This is a genomic window from Corynebacterium felinum, from assembly GCF_030408755.1.
In the GTDB taxonomy this organism is placed as follows: Bacteria; Actinomycetota; Actinomycetes; order Mycobacteriales; family Mycobacteriaceae; genus Corynebacterium; species Corynebacterium felinum.
On record NZ_CP047209.1, the window covers coordinates 2,677,054 to 2,696,798 of the forward strand.

Here is a 19,745-nt window from a genome sequence, read left to right on the forward strand (position 1 = left end):
GTGTGTTGCTAGGGTTTTTGTGGAATCTGAGGGTTTTAGACGCCTTCGGTCCAAACAGTTTCGACGCGGCCGTCTTTGAGTCGGTACCGTCCAGCGACCACAGCGGTGCGTCCCTTGTCCACGGCAGTGTTGATCACTGGGGATACTTGCATGATTTTGCGCAAAATCGCGTGGGCGTGGGCGCGCTCGAAATGTTCGGCGGAGTGCCCGCCTTTCGACTTCGCCTCCAAGATGGACGGAGCGATTTGTTCCACGATGGTGCGCTGGTGCCCTATGGGTACATCCTCGCCGTCGAGCACAACTTTGGCAGTAGCGCCCACGGCACCGCAGGATTCGTGGCCTAAAACCACGAGTACTTCAACGCCGAGTTCCGCAACGGCGAATTCTAGGGAGGCGAGCACGGCGGAATCAACGACTTCGCCAGCGGTGCGCACAACGAACAGGTCGCCGAGGCCGACGTCGAAAAGCAACTCGACGGGAACGCGGGAGTCGCCGCAGGTGAGGATCGCTGCTCGTGGTGCCTGCCCCATCTGCAATTGTTCTCGACGGGACACGGACTGATTGGGGTGGACGGGGACGCCTTCCGCGAAGCGCCGGTTGCCTTCGAGAAGGCCAAGCCATACCGCTTTCGGATCGCGAGCAATATCGTTCATAACTTCTTATTTTCGCACGCGGAAGCATAGTTTGCGGATTTTCTTCACTACAATTGTTAATTCTCATGACCCACCACAGTTTCAACACCGTCGAAATACCCGCTCTGAACAAGGCTTTAAGCAGCTGGTACCAGGCGAACGCCCGAACCATCGCCTGGCGCACCCCCGCTACCTCCCCTTGGGGAATTCTGCTCAGCGAAGTAATGAGCCAACAAACCCCCGTCAACCGCGTGGAGCCCGCGTGGCGCGAGTGGATGAACACCTGGCCCACCCCCGCCGCACTCGCCGACGCCCCCACTGCCGACGTCGTCAAAGCGTGGGGCTCACTCGGCTACCCACGCCGCGCATTAAGGCTTAAAGAATGCGCCAGTGCCATCACGACACGCCACGGCGGTAAGGTGCCCGACACCCTTGAAGAGCTCCTAGCCTTGCCCGGCATTGGACAATACACCGCCTCGGCGGTCGCAGCGTTCGCGTTTGGGCAGCGCGTGCCGGTGATTGACACAAATGTGCGCCGGGTTGTGCGCCGCATACTCGACGGACGCTACTTGGTGCGCAGCAATACCACCACGAAAAAAGACCTAGCCCAAGTAGAACAGCTACTGCCACAACAAGGCGCACCGCTTGTCAGCGTCGCATTGATGGAACTCGGGGCGCTGATTTGCCGCCCTGCCCCACTATGCGAACAATGCCCCGTGCAACAGCTGTGCACCTGGCAACAGCTGGGGTGCCCTAAGCCGAGCGCCGAAGAAGTCGAACGCGCCAAAGGAAGGGTGCAGAAGTTTCACGGCACCGATAGGCAGGTGCGCGGCAAAATTATGCATGTCTTACGCACAGCCACCGAACCTGTTCCACGCAGCGAGCTGGCACAAGTGTGGCCGGATGCCGCCCAGTTTGACCGCTGCCTATTTTCGTTAGTTGAAGACGGATTAGCCGAACACACCAAGGAGAAATTCCATCTACCCGCCTAAGACAGATAAACTTTTGCGCATGAACTTATTTGTCCGGCTAATGTCAGTCACTCTCCTTGCCACGCTGAGCACCCTATGTGTGCACACACCAGCACACGCGGTGACTCCTCATCAGCTTGTCGAAGGACTCAATTGGGCAGCAACCAATAGGGCCGATTCGTGGATTGAAAACCCCAGCGACGACGCCTTCTACCAGCCACCCGCACAGTTCGACCCCACCCCCGGCGCAATCATTAAAACACAACCCGCCCCGCACCTTCTCAACGTGCTGGGCCCAGGTTTTCGCGCCTACGCCCAAAAAATCATGTACACCTCGCGGGATCAGGACAACAACCCAGTGCCGGTGACAGGCTATGTGATTGAGCCTGCGAATCCGTGGCTAGGCAAAGGTGAGGTTCCCACCCTCGTGTTCGCACCAGGCACACGAGGGCAGGGCAATATTTGCGCGCCCTCACGCGGACCATGGTTAACCAGTGCTGTTGATACTGCCGATCATGCGATTGGTTTCAACTACGAATTACCCCTCCAATACCTCGCCGCCGCCTCCGGCATGCGCGTAGTAGTCACCGACTATATTGGGCTCGGCACACCAGGGGTTCACACCTATGTCAACAACATTGAGCAAGCGCACGCCGTACTCGACGCCGCCCGCGCAGCCCTGCGAGTAAATAATCTGCCCCACAACTCCCCTGTCGGCTTTTATGGCTACAGCCAAGGTGGCGGCGCTGTGGCCGCTGCGGCGGAGCACGCCCAGTCCTATGCCCCTGAGCTCAATGTGAAAGGAACTTTTGCCGGCGCACCCCCTGCCGATCTGGAGAAAGTCTTTTTCACCGTGGACGGCACAATCTTATCCGGGGTGCTGGGCATGGCGATCAATGGGTTCGCCGCCCGCAATATGGATTTCAAAAATGCCATTGAAAAATACCTCACCGACGAAGGCAAGATCTTCCTTTCGCGCGCAGCTACCAGTTGTGTACCGGATCTTGCGTTGCGGGACGGATTCAAAGCAACCTCGGAATTTTCTACCACAAGCAGGCGCATGGGTGAGATCTTGCTCCATGAGCCAGCAATCGCCCAAACCTTAGCGCAGCAGCGCATTGGCACGATGCCACTGAACGCCCCCATGATGGTGGGCACCGCCACCGCAGACGATATCGTGCCAAACGATCAGGTGCAGCAAATGGCCCAAGATTTCTGCGCCCAAGGCGGGCAGGTGCTCATGCGGCAGTGGGATATCAAGCCGATCCAGGTGATCCCGGGTTCTGCGCTGACGCATTCTATGCCCCTGTTTTTGGCGGCTCCTGAATCGTTGAAGTACATGTTTGACCGTTTCAACGATGAACCCGCCCCCAACAACTGTGCTTAAGCATGGAGGTTTCCCCCTTTTGGGGCACATAAGCCTTGCGCGGATGGAGCTTAGCAAAATATCAGTTAGAGATAGAGCAACTGCTACCACTAAAACCGCAGGTCAAATTTCCACCCACGAGCTGAAACTCTAACTATTATTTTTGAATCAATCAACTTGACATTCATAGGCACTTTTCACGGTGTACGGCTGGGCGCTACAGCAAGGTTTTCCACAAAGCCTAGGTAGACAAAAACCGTGTGTGTGAGAGCGTCTTGCGATGCTCACAACACACACGGTGTTTGTGCTAAAGATTAGGCGAGGTCGTCATCGCTTTTCGCGTGACGGCCAGCTGGCTCTTCGAGGGTGTCCACAGCCTCTGGAACTACCACCTCAGCAGCCTCAATCACATCCTCCTGTGCCTGCTCAGCTGCGCTGAAACCAGGAAGATCAGGCAGTGGCTTCACACGAGGGGTGAAGGTGAACTTGGCATCTTGAATCTGCTTGGACTCACCGTCCCAGCCTTCAACATCCACAGTGACGATCTCACCAGCGCCTAGCTCGCCGAAGAGAATCTTCTCCGACAGTGCATCCTCAATCTCACGCTGGATCGTACGACGCAGCGGACGAGCACCCAAAACAGGATCGAAGCCACGCTTAGCAAGCAGGTTCTTTGCCTTCTCGGTCAGCTCAATGCCCATATCCTTCGCTGCCAGAGCCTTCTCCACACGACCGACCAGAAGGTCAACCATCTGAACAATCTGCTCCTGGGTGAGCTGGTGGAAGACCACGATATCGTCGATACGGTTGAGGAACTCGGGGCGGAAGTGCTTCTTCAGCTCATCGTGCACCTTGTTCTTCATGCGCTCGTACTGGCCTTGCGCATCCTGCTCACCCACAGCACTAAAGCCCATGCCCACAGCCTTGGAAATATCCTGGGTGCCCAGGTTGGAGGTGAAGATCAGCACGGTGTTCTTGAAGTCCACCACGCGGCCTTGGCCGTCGGTGAGGCGGCCATCTTCGAGGACCTGCAGCAAGGTGTTGTAGATTTCCTTGTGCGCCTTTTCAATCTCGTCGAAAAGCACAACGCTAAACGGCTTGCGGCGAACCTTCTCAGTCAGCTGTCCGCCCTCTTCGTAGCCCACGTATCCCGGAGGAGCACCGAACAGGCGAGATGCGGTGAAGCGATCGTGGAACTCGCCCATATCAATCTGAATCAGCGCGTCATCCTCACCGAAGAGGAAGTTCGCCAGCGCCTTCGACAGCTCAGTCTTACCCACACCGGAAGGACCAGCGAAGATGAAGGAACCGGAAGGGCGACGTGGATCCTTCAAGCCAGCACGGGTGCGGCGGATCGCGCGGGACACAGCCTTCACGGCATCGTCCTGGCCGATGATGCGCTTGTGCAGCTCATCTTCCATGTGCAGCAGACGCGAGGACTCTTCCTCGGTAAGCTTGAACACAGGAATACCGGTCCAGTGTGCCAGCACCTCAGCGATCTGCTCCTCGCCAACCTCGGCGATATCTTCCAGATCACCGTTGCGCCACTGCTTTTCCTTCTCAGCGCGCTCCTCACCCAGCTGGCGCTCCTTATCGCGCAGACCAGCGGCCTTCTCGAAGTCCTGGGCGTCTATTGCAGCTTCCTTCTCACGACGCACAGCCGCAATACGCTCATCAACCTCACGCAGCGACTCCGGTGCGGTCATGCGCTTAATACGCATGCGGGCACCAGCCTCGTCAATCAAGTCAACGGCCTTATCTGGCAAGAAACGGTCGTTGATGTAGCGGGAGGAGAGATTCGCCGCCGCAGCGAGTGCACCATCGGTGATGGAAACACGGTGGTGTGCTTCGTAGCGGTCACGCAAACCCTTCAAAATTTCGATGGTGTCTTCCACCGAAGGCTCTGGCACGTTCACCGGCTGGAAGCGGCGCTCCAGCGCAGCATCCTTCTCAATGTGCTTGCGGTACTCGTCCAAGGTGGTGGCACCAATGGTCTGCAGTTCACCGCGAGCCAGTTTTGGCTTCAGTAGCGAAGCGGCATCGATAGCACCTTCGGCTGCACCGGCACCAACCAGGGTGTGAATCTCGTCGATGAACAGGATAATATCGCCGCGCTGGTTAATCTCTTTGAGTACCTTCTTGAGGCGCTCTTCGAAATCACCGCGGTAGCGGGAACCTGCAACAAGGGAACCTAAATCAAGCGAGTACACCTGCTTGTTCTTCAAGGTCTCTGGGACCTTTCCGTTAACAATGTCCAGCGCTAGGCCCTCAACCACGGCGGTCTTACCCACACCGGGTTCACCGATCAGGACGGGGTTGTTCTTGGTGCGGCGGGAAAGAACCTGCATAATGCGCTCAATTTCCTGGGTGCGGCCCACCACAGGGTCCAGCTTGCCCTCGCGGGCAGCCTGGGTGAGGTTGCGACCGAACTGGTCGAGTACCAAAGAGGTGGAGCGCTCCCCACCACCGCGACCACCGCGGGCAGCGGCAGCACCGGCACCTGGGCCAGCACCTGCGCCGACAGCATCCCCGCCGTCGTGAGTTTGCTCAGGGTTATCGCCCTCGTAACCACTCAGCAGCTGAATAACCTGCTGGCGTACGCGCGGCAAGTCAGCGCCGAGCTTCACCAGCACCTGGGCAGCGACGCCTTCACCTTCGCGGATGAGGCCGAGCAGCAGGAATTCAGTACCAATGTACTTGTGCCCCATCTGCAGGCCTTCGCGCAAAGAGAGTTCCAGAACTTTCTTTGCTCGTGGAGTAAAAGGAATATGCCCAACTGGGGGTTCTGCGCCTTTGCCAATGATCTCTTCGACTTCTTGGCGGACAGCGACTAATGAAATCCCCATAGATTCGAGCGCTTTGGCTGCGACGCCTTCGCCCTCATGAATAAGCCCGAGCAGGATGTGCTCGGTGCCGATGTAATTGTGGTTCAGTCCCCGGGCTTCTTCCTGCGCCAATACGATGACGCGGCGAGCACGGTCTGTAAAACGCTCGAACATTCTCGCTACTCCTTCTTTGGTTCTAAAAATCTAATGCTCACCACTTTAACGCAGCCTTTTCGCCCATATACCACCAATCTGGCCGAAGGTTGCACCGAAATGAGCACTATCGCAGTTCACAGGGGGTTTTCGTAGCTGTACGCCAGTAGCGAACACAGGCTTGTGGTGGCAAAGTCTGGCAGCTGGCGCTTGTGGTTTACCCCAGTGTGAAGCCCCACTGTGAAGCCCCGCTCTTGCAATGTGCTAGGCGCATTGCCACAACTCAGCCACAACGAACCAAACACAGCGACCCCTTAGACCACCAAGCACACCCGCTTGAATGTGATATCACTTTTTGTTAATCTGATATCACATTATTCTTCGTTTCGATCCCTCGTGCTTCCTTATCCCAACGTATTTCAACACACATATTTCAACTCACAAGAGTCCCACACACGAGGATCTTCCCAGCTACCACACCACTCCCCCTTAAGGGGGTCACGGTGATGTGCGCAGAAGAATTCACACAGAAAGGTTCACCCCCATGTCCCAACCCGCCCCCACCGCCCCGGTGAAGAACTCCATCCCGCAGCCCTTGGCCGCGCCCTCCCACACGAATGTCACAGTCACTGAAACTCCCGCCACCTCACTGTCTGGGGCTGGTGCCGGTATTGGCTTGGTTATCATTGCGCTGCTTTTGATCAGCGGTCCTGGCCTTGTCGCCTTCGGTGGAAACAGTGAGAACATTGCGCAGGTTGCTATCGGCGTTGTTTTGATTTTCTTTGGCGTCCTTCTTGCATCCATGGTGCGCGTGATCAGCCCTGGCCACACTTTGGTGGTGCAGTTTTTCGGTAAGTATAAGGGCACGGTGCGTGCTGATGGCTTGCACATGATTTTGCCGCTGCACACCACGAAGAAGTTAAGTGTGCGCGTGCGTAACTTTGAAACTGAGACGCTGAAGGTCAACGATCTGAACGGCAATCCTGTGAATATTGGTGCGATTGTGGTGTGGCAGATTGCTGATACTGCGAAAGCGACGTTTGCGGTGGAGGATGTGGAAGAGTTCATTCATTCGCAGGCGGAGTCGGCACTGCGCCATGTGGCAACTACCCACCCTTATGATTCTAAAGATATTGCCCACGTTCCTTCCCTGTCGGGCAGCACTGATGTGGTCAGTGAGGAGTTGGCGCATGAGGTGTCGGCGCGTACTGCGGTTGCGGGTATCGATATTGTTGAGGCGCGTGTGTCTGCGCTGGCCTACGCCCCTGAGATTGCGCAGTCGATGTTGCAGCGTCAGCAGGCTGCTGCTGTGGTTGATGCCCGCGAGACCATTGTTGAGGGCGCTGTGACTATGGTGGATTCGGCGTTGCAGGAGTTGGAGCGCCGCGAGATCGTGGATCTTGATCCGGAGCGCCGTGCAGCGATGGTGTCTAATTTGTTGGTTGTTTTGTGTTCGGATACTCGGCGCAGCCGGTGGTTAATACTGGTTCGCTGTACAGCTAATGAAGTGCTGGCTTGCTGGGTGGAGGTGAGAGTGGTTCTATGCCCCGTAAGAGCGTTCCTTTGCGCATTGATCCCGCTATTTATGATGCAATTGCTCGTTTAGCTCACGACAGTATGGTGAGTGTGAATGCGCAGATCGAGTTGATGTTGCGGGAGAATTTGCACCAGCGTGGCAGGCTTCCGAAGTCGGCGGGTGAGTTGCCGAAGCGCGGACGCCCGAAAAAGGATGCGCCGAAGCCACCCGCGCAGTGATTGTTAGCAGGGTGCGGAGAAGTCACTGCGGGTATTGAGGCTGCGTACGTTGCCGCCGTGTTGGGTTTTTCCGGCGCAGGCGGCTTCGGGGTTGTGCCCGTAGTCGATGTAGATGGGGTAGATGGTGTGCCCGTTGAGTTGGCCGCGAATAGAGGAGCAGAATCCGGGTGTTCCTACTTGTGATCCGGGGTAGGTGGATAGGGCGGTGCTGATTTCTTCCTGCGGGTATGTTCCCGGCGCGGCGAGTGCTGAGTGCACGATGAGAATGTAGCGTCCATCGCATTTCTCGCTTGTCGACGTCGCCTCCTGCGTATCTGGCACAGTTACTGTAACAGGGGGTGGGGTAGCGGTGACAGTGGCTGTGTGAGTGCTTGGTGTTGGGGTGCTGGGTTCGTGGCTTATCACGACGGTAGTCGCAGTCGGCTGCGCGGCAACAGGCTGCCGATCGGTGGGTCGCGTCAGCATGTAGGTTATCAGTGCGCTAATAACCGCTGCCACTACAACGAGTGTGATAATCACTGTGGTGCGTGTGCTGCGAGGTTGGGGTTGGGGTTGGCGAAAAGGGTTAGGGTTGTAGCTGGTCATTGTGGGTGTTTGGGTGCTGGTTGAGTGGGGATGTGGGGGAGCATGCGCAGCGCAAAGAAGATCACGATGACTGCGATGAGAATGGCCACGAGATAAGAATAGGACGCGCCGGTGGGGGTGTGCGCTGAACGTGAAAGCGCCAAAATGAGCACGGCGGTGCCTATAGCGCCAGCGAGTTGTTGGAGGGTGGCAATGGTGGCAGAGCCGTGTGAGTAGAGGTTTTTGGGCAATACGCTTAACGAGGTTGTCATCAGCGGTGTCATTGATAATCCCAACCCTAGGGCGTTGAGGATAAAGCACAATGCCACTAGGCTGACCGCCAGTGGTTGCTCAAGGAAGCTGTAGCGCGCTAACGAATCGGTATTAGCGGTGGTCAAATACATGCCAATTGTCGCTATGGTCACGAGTAGAACTCCTGGGATCAGCAGTGGTTTGAGCCCTACTTTGTCAAAGATGGCACCAATTTTGGGCCCTGTTAATCCTTGAATCAAACTGCCGGGCATCACCACAAGCCCGGAGACAACCGTGCCTACCAGTAATCCTTTTTGGAGGTAGATCGGAATGATGGTCACGCTACCGAGGAACATGCCGAGCAAAAGCGCCATGATAATCAGCGCGTTACGGAAGGTGGGGTTTTCAAAGGTGCGCAGATCAAGCAGGGGGTTTCCGGCGTCGACAAGCCTGCGCTGGCGGTGCACAAACGCCACGATGCACGCAAGCGCCACCCCCAGGATCACGGTGGAAAGCACAGTGCCAATCGTGCTTAGACCGTAGACTAAACCACCAAAACCACCCGCGGCTAACGGGATGGAATAAAAATCAAGACTGCTTGCGCGCCCCGGGCCGAAATCGCGCACCAACACAAAACCGGCGACCGCGCTGAGCAGAACAAACGGCACCATGAACAAAAATACCCAATGCCAGCTGGCGTAGCGCAAAATCACACCGGATGTGGTTGGACCTAGGGCTGGGGCGACCGCAATCACGACGGTGACAATACCCATGATGTGACCGCGCTGATTGATCGGCACCACCCTAGCCACAGTGGTCATCAGCAGGGGGAACACAAGGGCGGTGCCAGTTGCTTGAATAATGCGCCCGGCTAAAAGGAATGCGAAGATCGGGGCGCTGGCCGCGATCACGGTGCCGAGGAAAAACAGGCTGATGGCGGCAAAGAACACGCGCCGGGTGCTGAACCTTTCAATCACCCACCCTGTCATGGGGATTACTGAGGCCATGGTGAGCATGAAACCTGTGGTGAGCCATTGGGCCACAGACTCCGTGATAGCAAAATCAACCATGATTGCCGGCAACGCAACCGCCAATACTGTTTCGTTGAGAATCATCACCGTTGTGGTGAGCACCAGCACGGCGAGGAGTTGTTTTTCTTTCCTCCCGAATTGCGCTGGCGGTGGGGAGTGCTGCGCGTGTTCTTCCATAGCAACACACCTTAGCGGTGGGGCTACTAATGGTGAAGCTACCCTAACTACCACTCCCCCTGTGTGCACCCCTGATGGGAACAACCCCTCTTATTCTTTCCCGTGGGTAAAGAATGAGGGGGGTTTTAAGGTTTTACACCTTGAGTTTTTTACTTGAACAGTTGTGCAAACCAGTCGAAGATGCCTTTGAAGAAACCAGCAATCGTGTTGATCACCTTCTTGATCGCCCCGAAGGTACCGTTGTTGTCTTCTTCAACCTTCTTTTCAAGTTCTGCAACCTTGCTTTCGGCCTTTTCAAGCTTCTGCTCGGTATCAGCAACCTTCTTCTTCAGCGAATCTACTTGCTCACGCGCCTGGGCAAGTTGCTTTTCCAGCTCCGCTTGCGCTGCTTCATGCTGCTTGATCAGCTCTGCCTTTTCTGCGGCTGCCTGTGCAAGAAGCGCAGCTTTTTCTTCAGCTGCCTTAGCTTCAACTGCAGCCTTCTCGTCAGCAGCAGCCTTCAGCGCAGCTGCCTTATCTTCAGCGGCTTTAGCCTCAGCCGCGGCAAGATCCTTAGCAGCCTTATCACGAGCAGCAGCAAGATCAGCCTCAGCCTTGCGCTCTACCGCAGCCTTCTCATCAGCAGCAGCCTTCAACGCAGCAGCCTTATCTTCAGCGGCCTTCTGCTTTGCGGCCTCCAGCTCAGCGGCTGCCTGCTCACGCGCTTTCACAAGGTCAGCTTCAGCCTTCTTTTGTGCAGCAACAGCAGCTTCGAGCTTTGCACGCTCAGCGGCAAGCGCATCTTCAGCTTCCTTCACCTTAGCTTGCGCTTCCGTGGCCTTCTGGCGCTCGGCAGCAACCTCGCGATCCATCTGCTCTTGAGCTTCACGCAAAGTTGCAATAGCAGCTTCTTGTGCTTGCTGCAACTGGCGGGTTGCTTCTGCACGAGCGGCGGCTAAATCTTCTTCAGCCTTCTGCTCAGCTACCTTCAGCTTCTCTGCGGCTTCTTCCTTCGCGACTGCCAAATCACGAGCAGCCTTTTCTTCTAGGGCTGCCTTCTCTTCTTGTGCTGCAGTCTGAGCATCTTCAAGATCCTTGGCTGCCTTTTGCTTCGCAGCTTCCAATTCTTGAGCAGCCGTTTGCTTTGCTGCCTCAAGTTCCTGAGCAGCGCGCTCTTCTGCAGCCTTCAAGTCGTCGGCAGCTTTCTTTTCTGCATCTGCAACTGCCTGCAGTGCCTTTGCACGAGCATCTGCCAAATCAGTCATGGACTTGATCTGCTCTGCAGACAATGCACGAGCGTGCTCTTCCTTAGCGGCTTCGAGTTCTTCGCGAAGCTTCTGAGTAGCCTCATTCGCTTTAGCCAGTTCAGCGGCATTCTCTACGTTAGCTGCCTGCAGCGCTTCTTCCTTTTCACGAACTTTAGCCTCAGCCTCAGCAAGCTTCCTTTCCGCTTCCGCTACCTGACCAGTAAGGTCATCGCGCTGCTTACGTGCTTCATTGAGCATACGGTCAAGCTCTTCCACGGTGGGCTTTTCCGTCAGATCGGAAATAGGTACTTCGATCTCAACTTTGTCTTCAGGACCGTGCGGAGGCTGCAGGCCACTTGGAGGCAGTTCTGGTTCAGGGCTTGGTGCCTTCACAGGTGGAAGCTCAAGATCCTTCTGTGGCAGGTCAACATCTACCCCGTGATCAGGGGTTGGGGTGAAGGGATCACCTGTAGGCGCAGAAGGCTCAGCGGTAGCATCTGCCTGTGGAGCTGGTGCCTGCTCAGAAGTAGTCGGTGCAGCGGCATCCTCAGTGCTCTGAGCAGAGCCGGAAGGAGCTTGAGTTTGCTCGTTCTGCTGCGCCTCAGCTTGTGCCTGAGCCTCTGCTTCAGCCTTCTTCTTTTCTTCTTCCTGCTGGCGTACGCCTTCGTCGTACTCTTGCTTCGGTACGCCTACGCCACCATCTTCGCTGACAACAAGATCAGGATTTTCTTCAAGATCGATGGAGATGTCGCCTTCGCTCTCGCCAGCGGCAGCTTCGGAGCCTTGGGCAGCACCAGGAGCCTGGTTCTGCTCAGTGGAGGATGCTTCAGCCTGGCCGGTGGGTGCCTCAGCTTGCTCAGTCGATTCTGTCTGTGCAGCTGCAGCGGCAGCTTCCTGCTCGCGCTTCTTCGCTTCTTCAGCCTCGCGCTCTTGGCGCTCCTTACCCTCGCGGAACTCCTCTTCTGGGATGCCCAGAGAATCAGGGTATTCAGCATTAGGGTCAAATTCTTCGTCGCCGCCGTACTCAATGACGAGTTCGTCTTCGGAAGCAAAGGCGGGGGCGGTAGCCACTGGGGAGAATGCAGCGCCGAGGGCAACTGCAACAGAGACAGCACCCACCTTGGAGAGCAGAGTATATCGCTTCATAGTTCTTCGAAATCCTTTCAAAGCAACAATGTTCAAATAGTCCGATTTATTGGTATCAGGATTTGTCACATGACACATAACTAATCTTCAATTTTTCAAACAAACCCCCACAAAAGATGAACAAATGTTAAGTCCCTACCCCTTTTCGAGTACCCCAAAGGGGGTGATGGCCAGTGATAAATAAATTCAAACTAATAGATGCTGGTTTCACTGGAGGTTGTTGACAAGAGCACAATTGTCCCACAAAATTGGCTTTTTGCTGGGAAAAGGTTTTCAACAAGGCGCATTTCCCACGGGTTTACACCCGCCAAATTTTTAGCCGGAAACAAAGTGGACACGCACTAATCTGGCTGAGAAAACTCAGTTTCACCCCGCCTGCACGCCCCCTTTTCGCAGGATAGTCACCCCAGGTAACCCGTTCAAGCTTTGTGGCCCTCAAGAAAAATCTTAAGGGCCACAAAACTTTTTATAATAGCGCTTTAGCTATTTCGACGTCGCAACGCAAGCACCGCGCCCGAAGTCACAAGCAGCAGCGCCAGCACAGACAGCACGCGCACATCCGCACCTGTAGCAGCCAACTGAGGTTCACCCGCAGCCTGCTTCGCCTGCCCCTTGGCCTGCGACTTCGCAGCAGCATTCCCGCCATTTTCAGCAGGTGGAGCAGGATGATTTGCACCTGCCGGTGGCGCAGGTGGCTGTGGAACCATCGGGATCAGGGAGCCAGCCAGTGGAATCAGCGCCACAAAGCCCCACCACCACGGCGGATTAGCCGTATTGCGCAGCTCTAGTGCCATCGGCTGGGTGAAAGTATTCGCCGCAACAGTCACCACACCGGCACCATCAGCATCATTGACTGAAGTCTCGCCCAGGATAAACTCGGGGTCCTTCCACACCGCAAAAGCGGTATCCGCAGGCTTCGTCTCAACCAACTTCACCACCGTACCCACGGGCACATCGGGAAGAACAACAGGCTGATTCGCCTTCAGTCGCAGCACGTGCTCCTTGTGCTCATTCTTGTCCTGCCACGTCGCGCTTACCTGGAATTCCAGGGCTTCGCCTTGGCCAGCGCTCAGCCCGGCAAGGGTCTTGACAATCTGCACTCGCCCAAGCTCAGTGACCACATTGCGCACCGTGACATCCGTAGTCTGCCCGGCAACTACCGGCGCTACCGGCACATTGGTCACTGCGGCTGGATCGGTATCGACCCGCACCCCAGCAATCTGGATACCTGCAAGCTCTTCAGTAACCGCACAGTTCGCACCCGCTGGAATATCGGTGACTGTCACCGGTGTGGTGGCAGAAACCTTCAGCGCCTTGTTCAGCTTCCACGCTTCCTTGGTGCAGTGCACGTTCATGTCAAAGGCGTGGTCGCGTACGTGCTGCAAGCCCTTTGCCGAGCCTTCGAGCTGCTTGTGCACCGTGATGGAACCGGTCGTGGCAGCATAGGTGTTGGTCATGCTCAGCGTTGAAAGCCCACGCTTATCGACGTCGACACGCTGCGGCCGCGGCAACGTCACCGTCGCATTGTCCACCTGCGCCGACTCAGCAACCTCTTGAACCAGGCAGGACGAACCGGCAACAATACGGGTCACCGACTCAGTGCCGCCCGCTTTCACCTTCAACTCACCGCGTGAAGGCTCACCCAAATTCGCGCGTGTGCCAGCACCTTGCGCACCAGGCAACTCACAGGTGTAGGTGAAAGTAAATTCCTTATTGGGGTCGATCGCAATGGATGCACCCAAACCTAAAGCATCTTCGCGCACAACTTTCTTTGTCACACTCAACCCACCTGTGGGAACGGTGTAGGTATTGGTGAAAGTAATGGTTGCGGGCTGCCCATCAGCAACGGTGATCTGCGCATCTTGCTGATCCGCAGTTACCTTCCACTCCACATGATCAATGCCTGCATCTTTTTCAACAACCGTACAGGTCATTCCCTGCGACAAACCATCAACAACAGCCTGACCTGCACCCTGAATAGTCAGCGTGCCCGACTTATTCAGCTCAGCAAACTGCGGATGCACACAGGTGTAATCGAAGTGGAAGCTCGTGCCCGCCGGAAGTGCACCAGCAACATCATCAACCCGCTTGATCACAGTAAACGAACCTTGCTGTGGCTCATAGGTGTTGCTGATAGTAATCAGATTCTGTGCTTCATCAGCACCAATGGTGACAGCGCGGTCAATAGACACCTTTGGGGTATACGCCTGCGCTTCAGCACCGATTTCTTCGCTCACGCTGCACACCGTGCCGTGCTCGAATTCTTCATCGACGACCACCACTGGGCCATTTTGCTCAACCGGCACATCAAAGGCACGGTTGCGCACATACTTACCCTTGCGGGAATCCCGATCACAGGTCACCTTTGCGGTGACAGTAGCCTGAGCCGACTGTGGCACCTGCGCACCTTCGATACCAGCAACAGTGGTGTTCTTCTTAATCCGCAGCGCACCGAAAAGCACCTCAGTGTAGTTATTGGTCACTGTAACGAGGTTCTCTTGGGAAGTCGCACCAGGCTTTACAGTGATGGCGCCACCTGCTGGTTCATAGCTGACCACAGGGCCTTTATGCTCAGCCAACTGCGCTGTATCAGCCTGCTCAACAACGGTGCAGGCAGCCCCTGCATAGAATTCACCAATGCGGGTTGCCTCAGCACCAGGCACCAGCTGTACTGTGCGCTTCAACGCTGCGGTCTCCCCCACAAGTGGGGCGTTGCAGCTGATATCCACAGTCACGGTTGGGGCGGTGACACCTTGGGCTACACCAACTGCATCTTTCTTGACAAACAGCACGCCCTTGGGGTTTTCGGTGTAGGTGTTGGTAATGTCCATCCGGTTGCGGTCTGGCTGATCACCTGGCTGTACCGAAACAATCTGGTTAGCGGGATTATAGGTAACCGCTGGGGTGGCATGGTTATCCACGTTTGCACTGTCTGCCACTTCTTCGAAGCGGCACTGGGTGCCCGCATAGAACTCGCCTACGTTAACAGCAGCAGCCTTCGGCGATACCTGGATGTTCTTGACCACGTCCTTGCTCAAGGCCTTCTCCCCTGTGCTGACCGAATCACGATCACAGGTCACCGCCACAGTCACCGACTCAAGTTCAGCACCAGGAGCCAAACCGGCAACCGCCTTGTTCACATACAGCGTGCCTTTTTCCTCCTCACGGTAGGTGTTGGTGAACGCAGCTTCCACCTTCTGGTTAACCTTGATGGTCACCTGCTGGCTTGGTTGATCGACCTGATGAATGTGGTTCGCGGCTTTCGCCTCAGCAGCGGTTTCATCCACCTGCTCTGTAATGGTGCACTCAGTACCTACTGCAAAAGGCTTCGTCTCTACTCGCCCGCCTGCTACTGGGATTTCCAGCTCGCCGGTTTCTTCACCACCACTACCGTTACAGGTGTAGGTGAAGCGGAATGGCTTGGTCAGATTTAGCTCAGCTGGCTTTTGCACATTCTTCACCACAGTGAAGGTGTTTGTCTTCGGGGTGTAGGTGTTTGTCACCGTAATGCGGTTCGCATCAGCATCGGCACCAATGGTCACAGCCTGGCTTGCCTGTGTTGCCAACTGGTAGTTGGCGTGCCCTGCACCTTCTTCGCTGACATATGCACAGCTGGTTCCGTGTGCGAAGCCTTCATCAACGCTGACCTCTGCACCATTTTGTGGCACCTCAACGGCGAAGTCGGTGTTAGCAGTGTATTTTCCGGCTCGCGATGGCTTATCGCAGCGCAGCTTCACAGTGACGTTTGCAGGAATTTCTGCTGGCAATTCAGCAGTGGTAGCCCCTGCAACCGATGCGGTCTTTTTCACCTTCAGCACGCCAAAATTCACAGGCGTGTAGGTATTGGTGATCACTGCGGTGTTGGATTCTCCCTGACCTTCACCGATTTCAATCCGCTGAGTACCAGGCATGTAACTGACCTCTGGTCCGGTGTGATCAGCAACCTTGGCCGAATCCTCTACCTCATCGAAGGTACAAACAGTGCCTACGTAGAATTCACCTACTTGTTGCGCTTGTCCGCCGACTGTAATGGGCACAATCTTTGGCGTGTTTGCTACGAATTGCTGATCGCCTTGGCTCTTGGAATCCCGGTTACAGGTGAAGGAAACATTGACCGTTTGAAGGGTTGCGCCTTGCGACAATCCTCGTGCATTCTTTTGCACCGCTAAAAAGCCGGTTGCTACAGGACTATACGTATTGGTGAACTCGACCTGCTTATCCTGCCCCGCCTCGATGGTGACAACTTTGCTTTCTTCATCCACCGCATGCGTGTGATTTTTCCCTTCTGCCTCGTTCCTCGTGACAGTGGTGTCTTCAATGATGGTGCACTCAAAACCTGCTGGGATCCGATCGGAAGTGTACTCACCACCAGTTGCGGGGATGGTGAAGTTACCGAGAATTGGATCAACATCCGTGCCTTTTTCACAGCGGAAGTTAAAGTTAAAGGCTTGAGCCAGGTCAAGGCCATTAGGCTTATTTACCTGCTTGCGCACCTTGAACTTTCCTTCTGCGGCGGCAGCAGTAAAACGGTTGGTCAGGATGAACGTAATAGCCTCACCTGGTGCGCCATTCGTGATATTCAGCTGATTAGGTTGAATATCATATGTGGTGTTCTTCCCAATTTGGCTGGCTGGAAGGGTGAATACACCAGGCTGCCATTGGTGCTGAGACTGGGCTACAGCATTTTCAACAATTCTTGCCCGTGTATTTGCTTCGATATCAAGAACACAAGGCTGATTCACCGTGACATTACATGCCTGGTCTGCCTTATTGTCTTGGGTGAGAACAAGTGGGAAGGATTCCACATCCGACTCCACCCCTGCAGGACCTTCGACTTCTTTGCGCACAATGATGCGGGTCTTGGTCAGATCAGCAAACGCCTCAGAGGAAAAAATTGCACGAATAGAAGCCGCGCCAGCAGGCTGATTTTCTTCCTTATCGTTGATCACCACAGTGTTGTGAAGTTTCGGATTATTCACACCTTGATCGCCTTTAATCGCAGGATGCTTCGGTATCCAGGTGTAAAAGCTGATACGGTAGGCCGCACCTTCTTTGGGCGAAGACATAGTCAAGGTGAAGTTTGTGCTTTTATCCCAGTTATGTTCACCCGGTACACCATCGAGAGTAAAAACTTCCGTTTCGCGGTGATCTCCGTTTTCGATTGCGCCATTAGCCCAGTTAGCTACCGCAACTTTTTTACCACAGTCAAGGTCAAACTTATGATAATCCCCGCCGGGCTGACAAAGAGCCCCGTCATGGTCAGACCAATCGCCAGGGCGATCGGGGTGGTCACGACGCATAACGGTAAATCTACCTCCGCCAATGTGTCCTGGGGGAAGAAATTGCGGAAGTTCAATCGTTTTTCCGGTGTCAGGATCTTCGATATTTAAGGGCTGAAGTTGGTCCTTGACCTTAATTTCATTCCCAACAACAGCTGGTGGAAGTTCAACAGTCCACAAAACCTGAAGGTAAGTTTGCCCCTGGTGTGTATGCTCGCTGGCAACCACACCTCCTTTTTTTACCTCGGTTCCATCAACCTTAGCTCCCACAATAGGGGCTTTTTCCACCACACCACTGTCTTTGCCAGTGATCCGCTTATAGGCATTGACCTCTCCACCCCAGATAATTGGGCTGGATGATTTACCACCTTGGGCAGTAAGCTCCGCTTGGAAAGATCCGCGCAGATTCATCAAATTAGCTGTGGCTACTGCTTCGCTGAATGTACACACCACTTCGGTGCTCTTGGCGGTGACAACACAGTTCGTATACCCGTTGGCGTCTTTCACCGACTGGTTTGACACGTCCGAAAGCATCCATTCCGGCAGGGTAATGGTCATGGTATCGCCTGGTTTTGGACGCTCATGCGTGCCTACTGCCCAGTCGAAATTAAAAATGAATCTCTCATTTTCCTTCAAATCGCGTGCTTGGTCGAAGGGGATCTTGCGCCCAGCGGTTCCGCTAATACGGACTCCAGTGGCGTATTTGTCGCCGTGTGATACTGAGGCTGCTGGGTCAGCGAAAGCAGCGGGCAGGTAGTGCGAATGCACCACGTGAACTCCAACAACCGTAATTGCGGCAGCTGCAACGACAGATAGTATTTTCCGCCACGGCTTGTGCCACACAGTTCGATCATCCGCATGCGTGGAATGATTCATGGTTCCAATTAACTCCTTGTACTTCTCCCGCACCAGAGACGCCCAGCACGGTCGGCGCAATGCCTACAAGTGCGCAACCTCATTCCCCCGCAAGAAGAAAACTCTCATTCTTTCCTTATGAAACTTATCCATGAGTATGAATGATTGCGTTTGTTCCGGCGGGGTCAAGAAGGCCTCGCAAACAAAGCTCATATTAATAGCAAATCTCCTTCAGTTACGCACCCACCAGCAGCTATCTAAGTAATATTCCCGCAATAAGGAATATATGCGAACTTTAAAAACGGGCATAACCGGAATTAAGCACAAACAAAACCCACATACTATCTGCTACTTTCTGAGCCGCCACGTCAAGCAATACCGGAATCCCACACCCCAAAGCCAGACCGATCCCTCACTAAATCCCTAGATTTCTTACTCGAAATTAAGTGTAAGCAAAAAGGCATACATCTCGCGTCACCCAGCGGAAAAACCTTTTGCTGTAACTACAATATTTCCCGCACATGTTTATTTACGCACGAGTTTCAATACCGCATGATCACCACCCCCACCCATAGCACTAGCGCATCATGCATACCATCTTTTCGCTACTTCACAACAACCGGCCATAGTTTGCCCTCACCCAAAGCCTGTCAGAACACCCAGGCTCCGCACATCAGGGAGAACTAAACCAACATTAAGCAAAAATCTACTTTTAGCAGGGTTTGACCCAAGTTATTCATAGAATAATGCACATGTTCTACCCCGCTATACCCCCGTTAAGGTGTGCTGTTGCCCAAGCAAAAAATCACAAGTGATACCTCTTTTCTAAAGCGGCCACACCAATTCGCACTACAATCCCCTACCACACTCCCCTCCCGCCGCTGTAGGTATCTGCGCCCTTTTTACACTTGTTAGTTTCGCTTCACCGCCCCAGAGCGTATTGGGTTTTGAGATGGCAAAATTTATTGAATTTTTCTCAGAAGAAAACCGCTTGTGAACCCCTAACCTGCGGTTATGAAGGTTTGGTGGGTGGAGCTCCGTGACCAAGTATGCAGAGGTACGTAGTGGTTTGGGATCATCAAAATCACGCTGATCTTAAACACGTGCAAGCTTGCATGTTCCGCTTCACTTGCTTTCGTGGCTTGCAACTTACCGAGCGTAACCTTCAGCCTTACATGCCGATGGGTACGGAAGTCGGATTGTGACTCACGGGCGTAGCGTTGAGCGCATCTAATCTGTGATCGTATGCGCAACGGTAGCACTGTACTTGGTAGAGGCATGAGGGCTTTGTTCTATATATAAGGAAATTATTGATTCGACATAGAGCAAGTGCTACCTGTAAAACCGCAGGTCAATTTTTCACCTGTTTGCTGAAAGTCGAATCAGTATTTTTGAATCAATCCCCGCGTATTCATAGGTATGCTTTTGGCGCGTGGTGTACAGGGCGTATCCTGCCCAATCAGGTCGATCAAGCTTTAGTGCTTCGTCGGCTCCCCAGTGTTCTTTTCACACT

At 54.6% G+C, this 19,745-nt stretch carries 9 protein-coding genes and 1 pseudogene; 4 read left to right on the forward strand and 6 right to left on the reverse strand.

Translation table 11 applies throughout. From position 1 onward, the window contains the following. Positions 1–35: 35 nt before the first annotated feature. Positions 36–653, reverse strand: coding sequence for a carbonic anhydrase (locus CFELI_RS11325; protein WP_277105116.1), 618 nt, complete (start codon positions 651–653; stop codon positions 36–38). A gap of 65 nt (positions 654–718) precedes the next feature. Between CFELI_RS11325 and CFELI_RS11330 the strand changes: the two genes are divergently transcribed. Together CFELI_RS11330 and CFELI_RS11335 are read left to right on the forward strand one after the other, a co-directional pair. Beyond that, positions 719–1,624 carry an HhH-GPD family protein gene (locus CFELI_RS11330; RefSeq protein ID WP_277105117.1) on the forward strand — a complete coding sequence of 302 codons (906 nt, stop codon included), beginning with the start codon at positions 719–721 and terminating at the stop codon, positions 1,622–1,624. 19 nt (positions 1,625–1,643) lie between these two features. Then, a complete protein-coding gene (locus CFELI_RS11335; protein ID WP_277105118.1) occupies positions 1,644–2,990 on the forward strand; it encodes a lipase family protein in 1,347 nt (448 codons plus the stop codon). Between the two features lie 293 nt (positions 2,991–3,283). Here CFELI_RS11335 and CFELI_RS11340 read toward each other — a convergent pair whose 3' ends face one another. Further along, positions 3,284–5,968 (reverse strand): ATP-dependent Clp protease ATP-binding subunit, encoded by a 2,685-nt coding sequence (locus tag CFELI_RS11340; RefSeq protein ID WP_277105119.1) that lies wholly within the window; start codon positions 5,966–5,968, stop codon positions 3,284–3,286. Between the two features lie 523 nt (positions 5,969–6,491). Between CFELI_RS11340 and CFELI_RS11345 the strand changes: the two are divergent. Then, positions 6,492–7,450 (forward strand): annotated as a pseudogene (locus CFELI_RS11345) (SPFH domain-containing protein). A gap of 39 nt (positions 7,451–7,489) precedes the next feature. Then, positions 7,490–7,702 (forward strand): type II toxin-antitoxin system antitoxin, encoded by a 213-nt coding sequence (locus CFELI_RS11350; RefSeq protein WP_277105120.1) that lies wholly within the window; start codon positions 7,490–7,492, stop codon positions 7,700–7,702. A 3-nt stretch (positions 7,703–7,705) separates the two neighbouring features. Here CFELI_RS11350 and CFELI_RS11355 read toward each other — a convergent pair whose 3' ends face one another. From CFELI_RS11355 to CFELI_RS11370, 4 genes are all read right to left on the reverse strand, one after another. Next, the gene (locus tag CFELI_RS11355; RefSeq protein ID WP_290259028.1) at positions 7,706–8,221 is read right to left on the reverse strand and encodes a hypothetical protein; all 516 of its coding nucleotides are present in this window, start codon (positions 8,219–8,221) and stop codon (positions 7,706–7,708) included. 62 nt (positions 8,222–8,283) lie between these two features. Next, positions 8,284–9,726 carry a DHA2 family efflux MFS transporter permease subunit gene (locus CFELI_RS11360; RefSeq protein WP_277105122.1) on the reverse strand — a complete coding sequence of 481 codons (1,443 nt, stop codon included), beginning with the start codon at positions 9,724–9,726 and terminating at the stop codon, positions 8,284–8,286. A 149-nt stretch (positions 9,727–9,875) separates the two neighbouring features. Beyond that, on the reverse strand, positions 9,876–12,098 hold the full coding sequence (locus CFELI_RS11365; protein ID WP_277105123.1) for a hypothetical protein: 2,223 nt from the start codon (positions 12,096–12,098) through the stop codon (positions 9,876–9,878). 479 nt (positions 12,099–12,577) lie between these two features. Continuing rightward, a complete protein-coding gene (locus CFELI_RS11370) occupies positions 12,578–18,253 on the reverse strand; it encodes a DUF5979 domain-containing protein (protein ID WP_277105124.1) in 5,676 nt (1,891 codons plus the stop codon). Between the last annotated feature and the right edge of the window lie 1,492 nt (positions 18,254–19,745).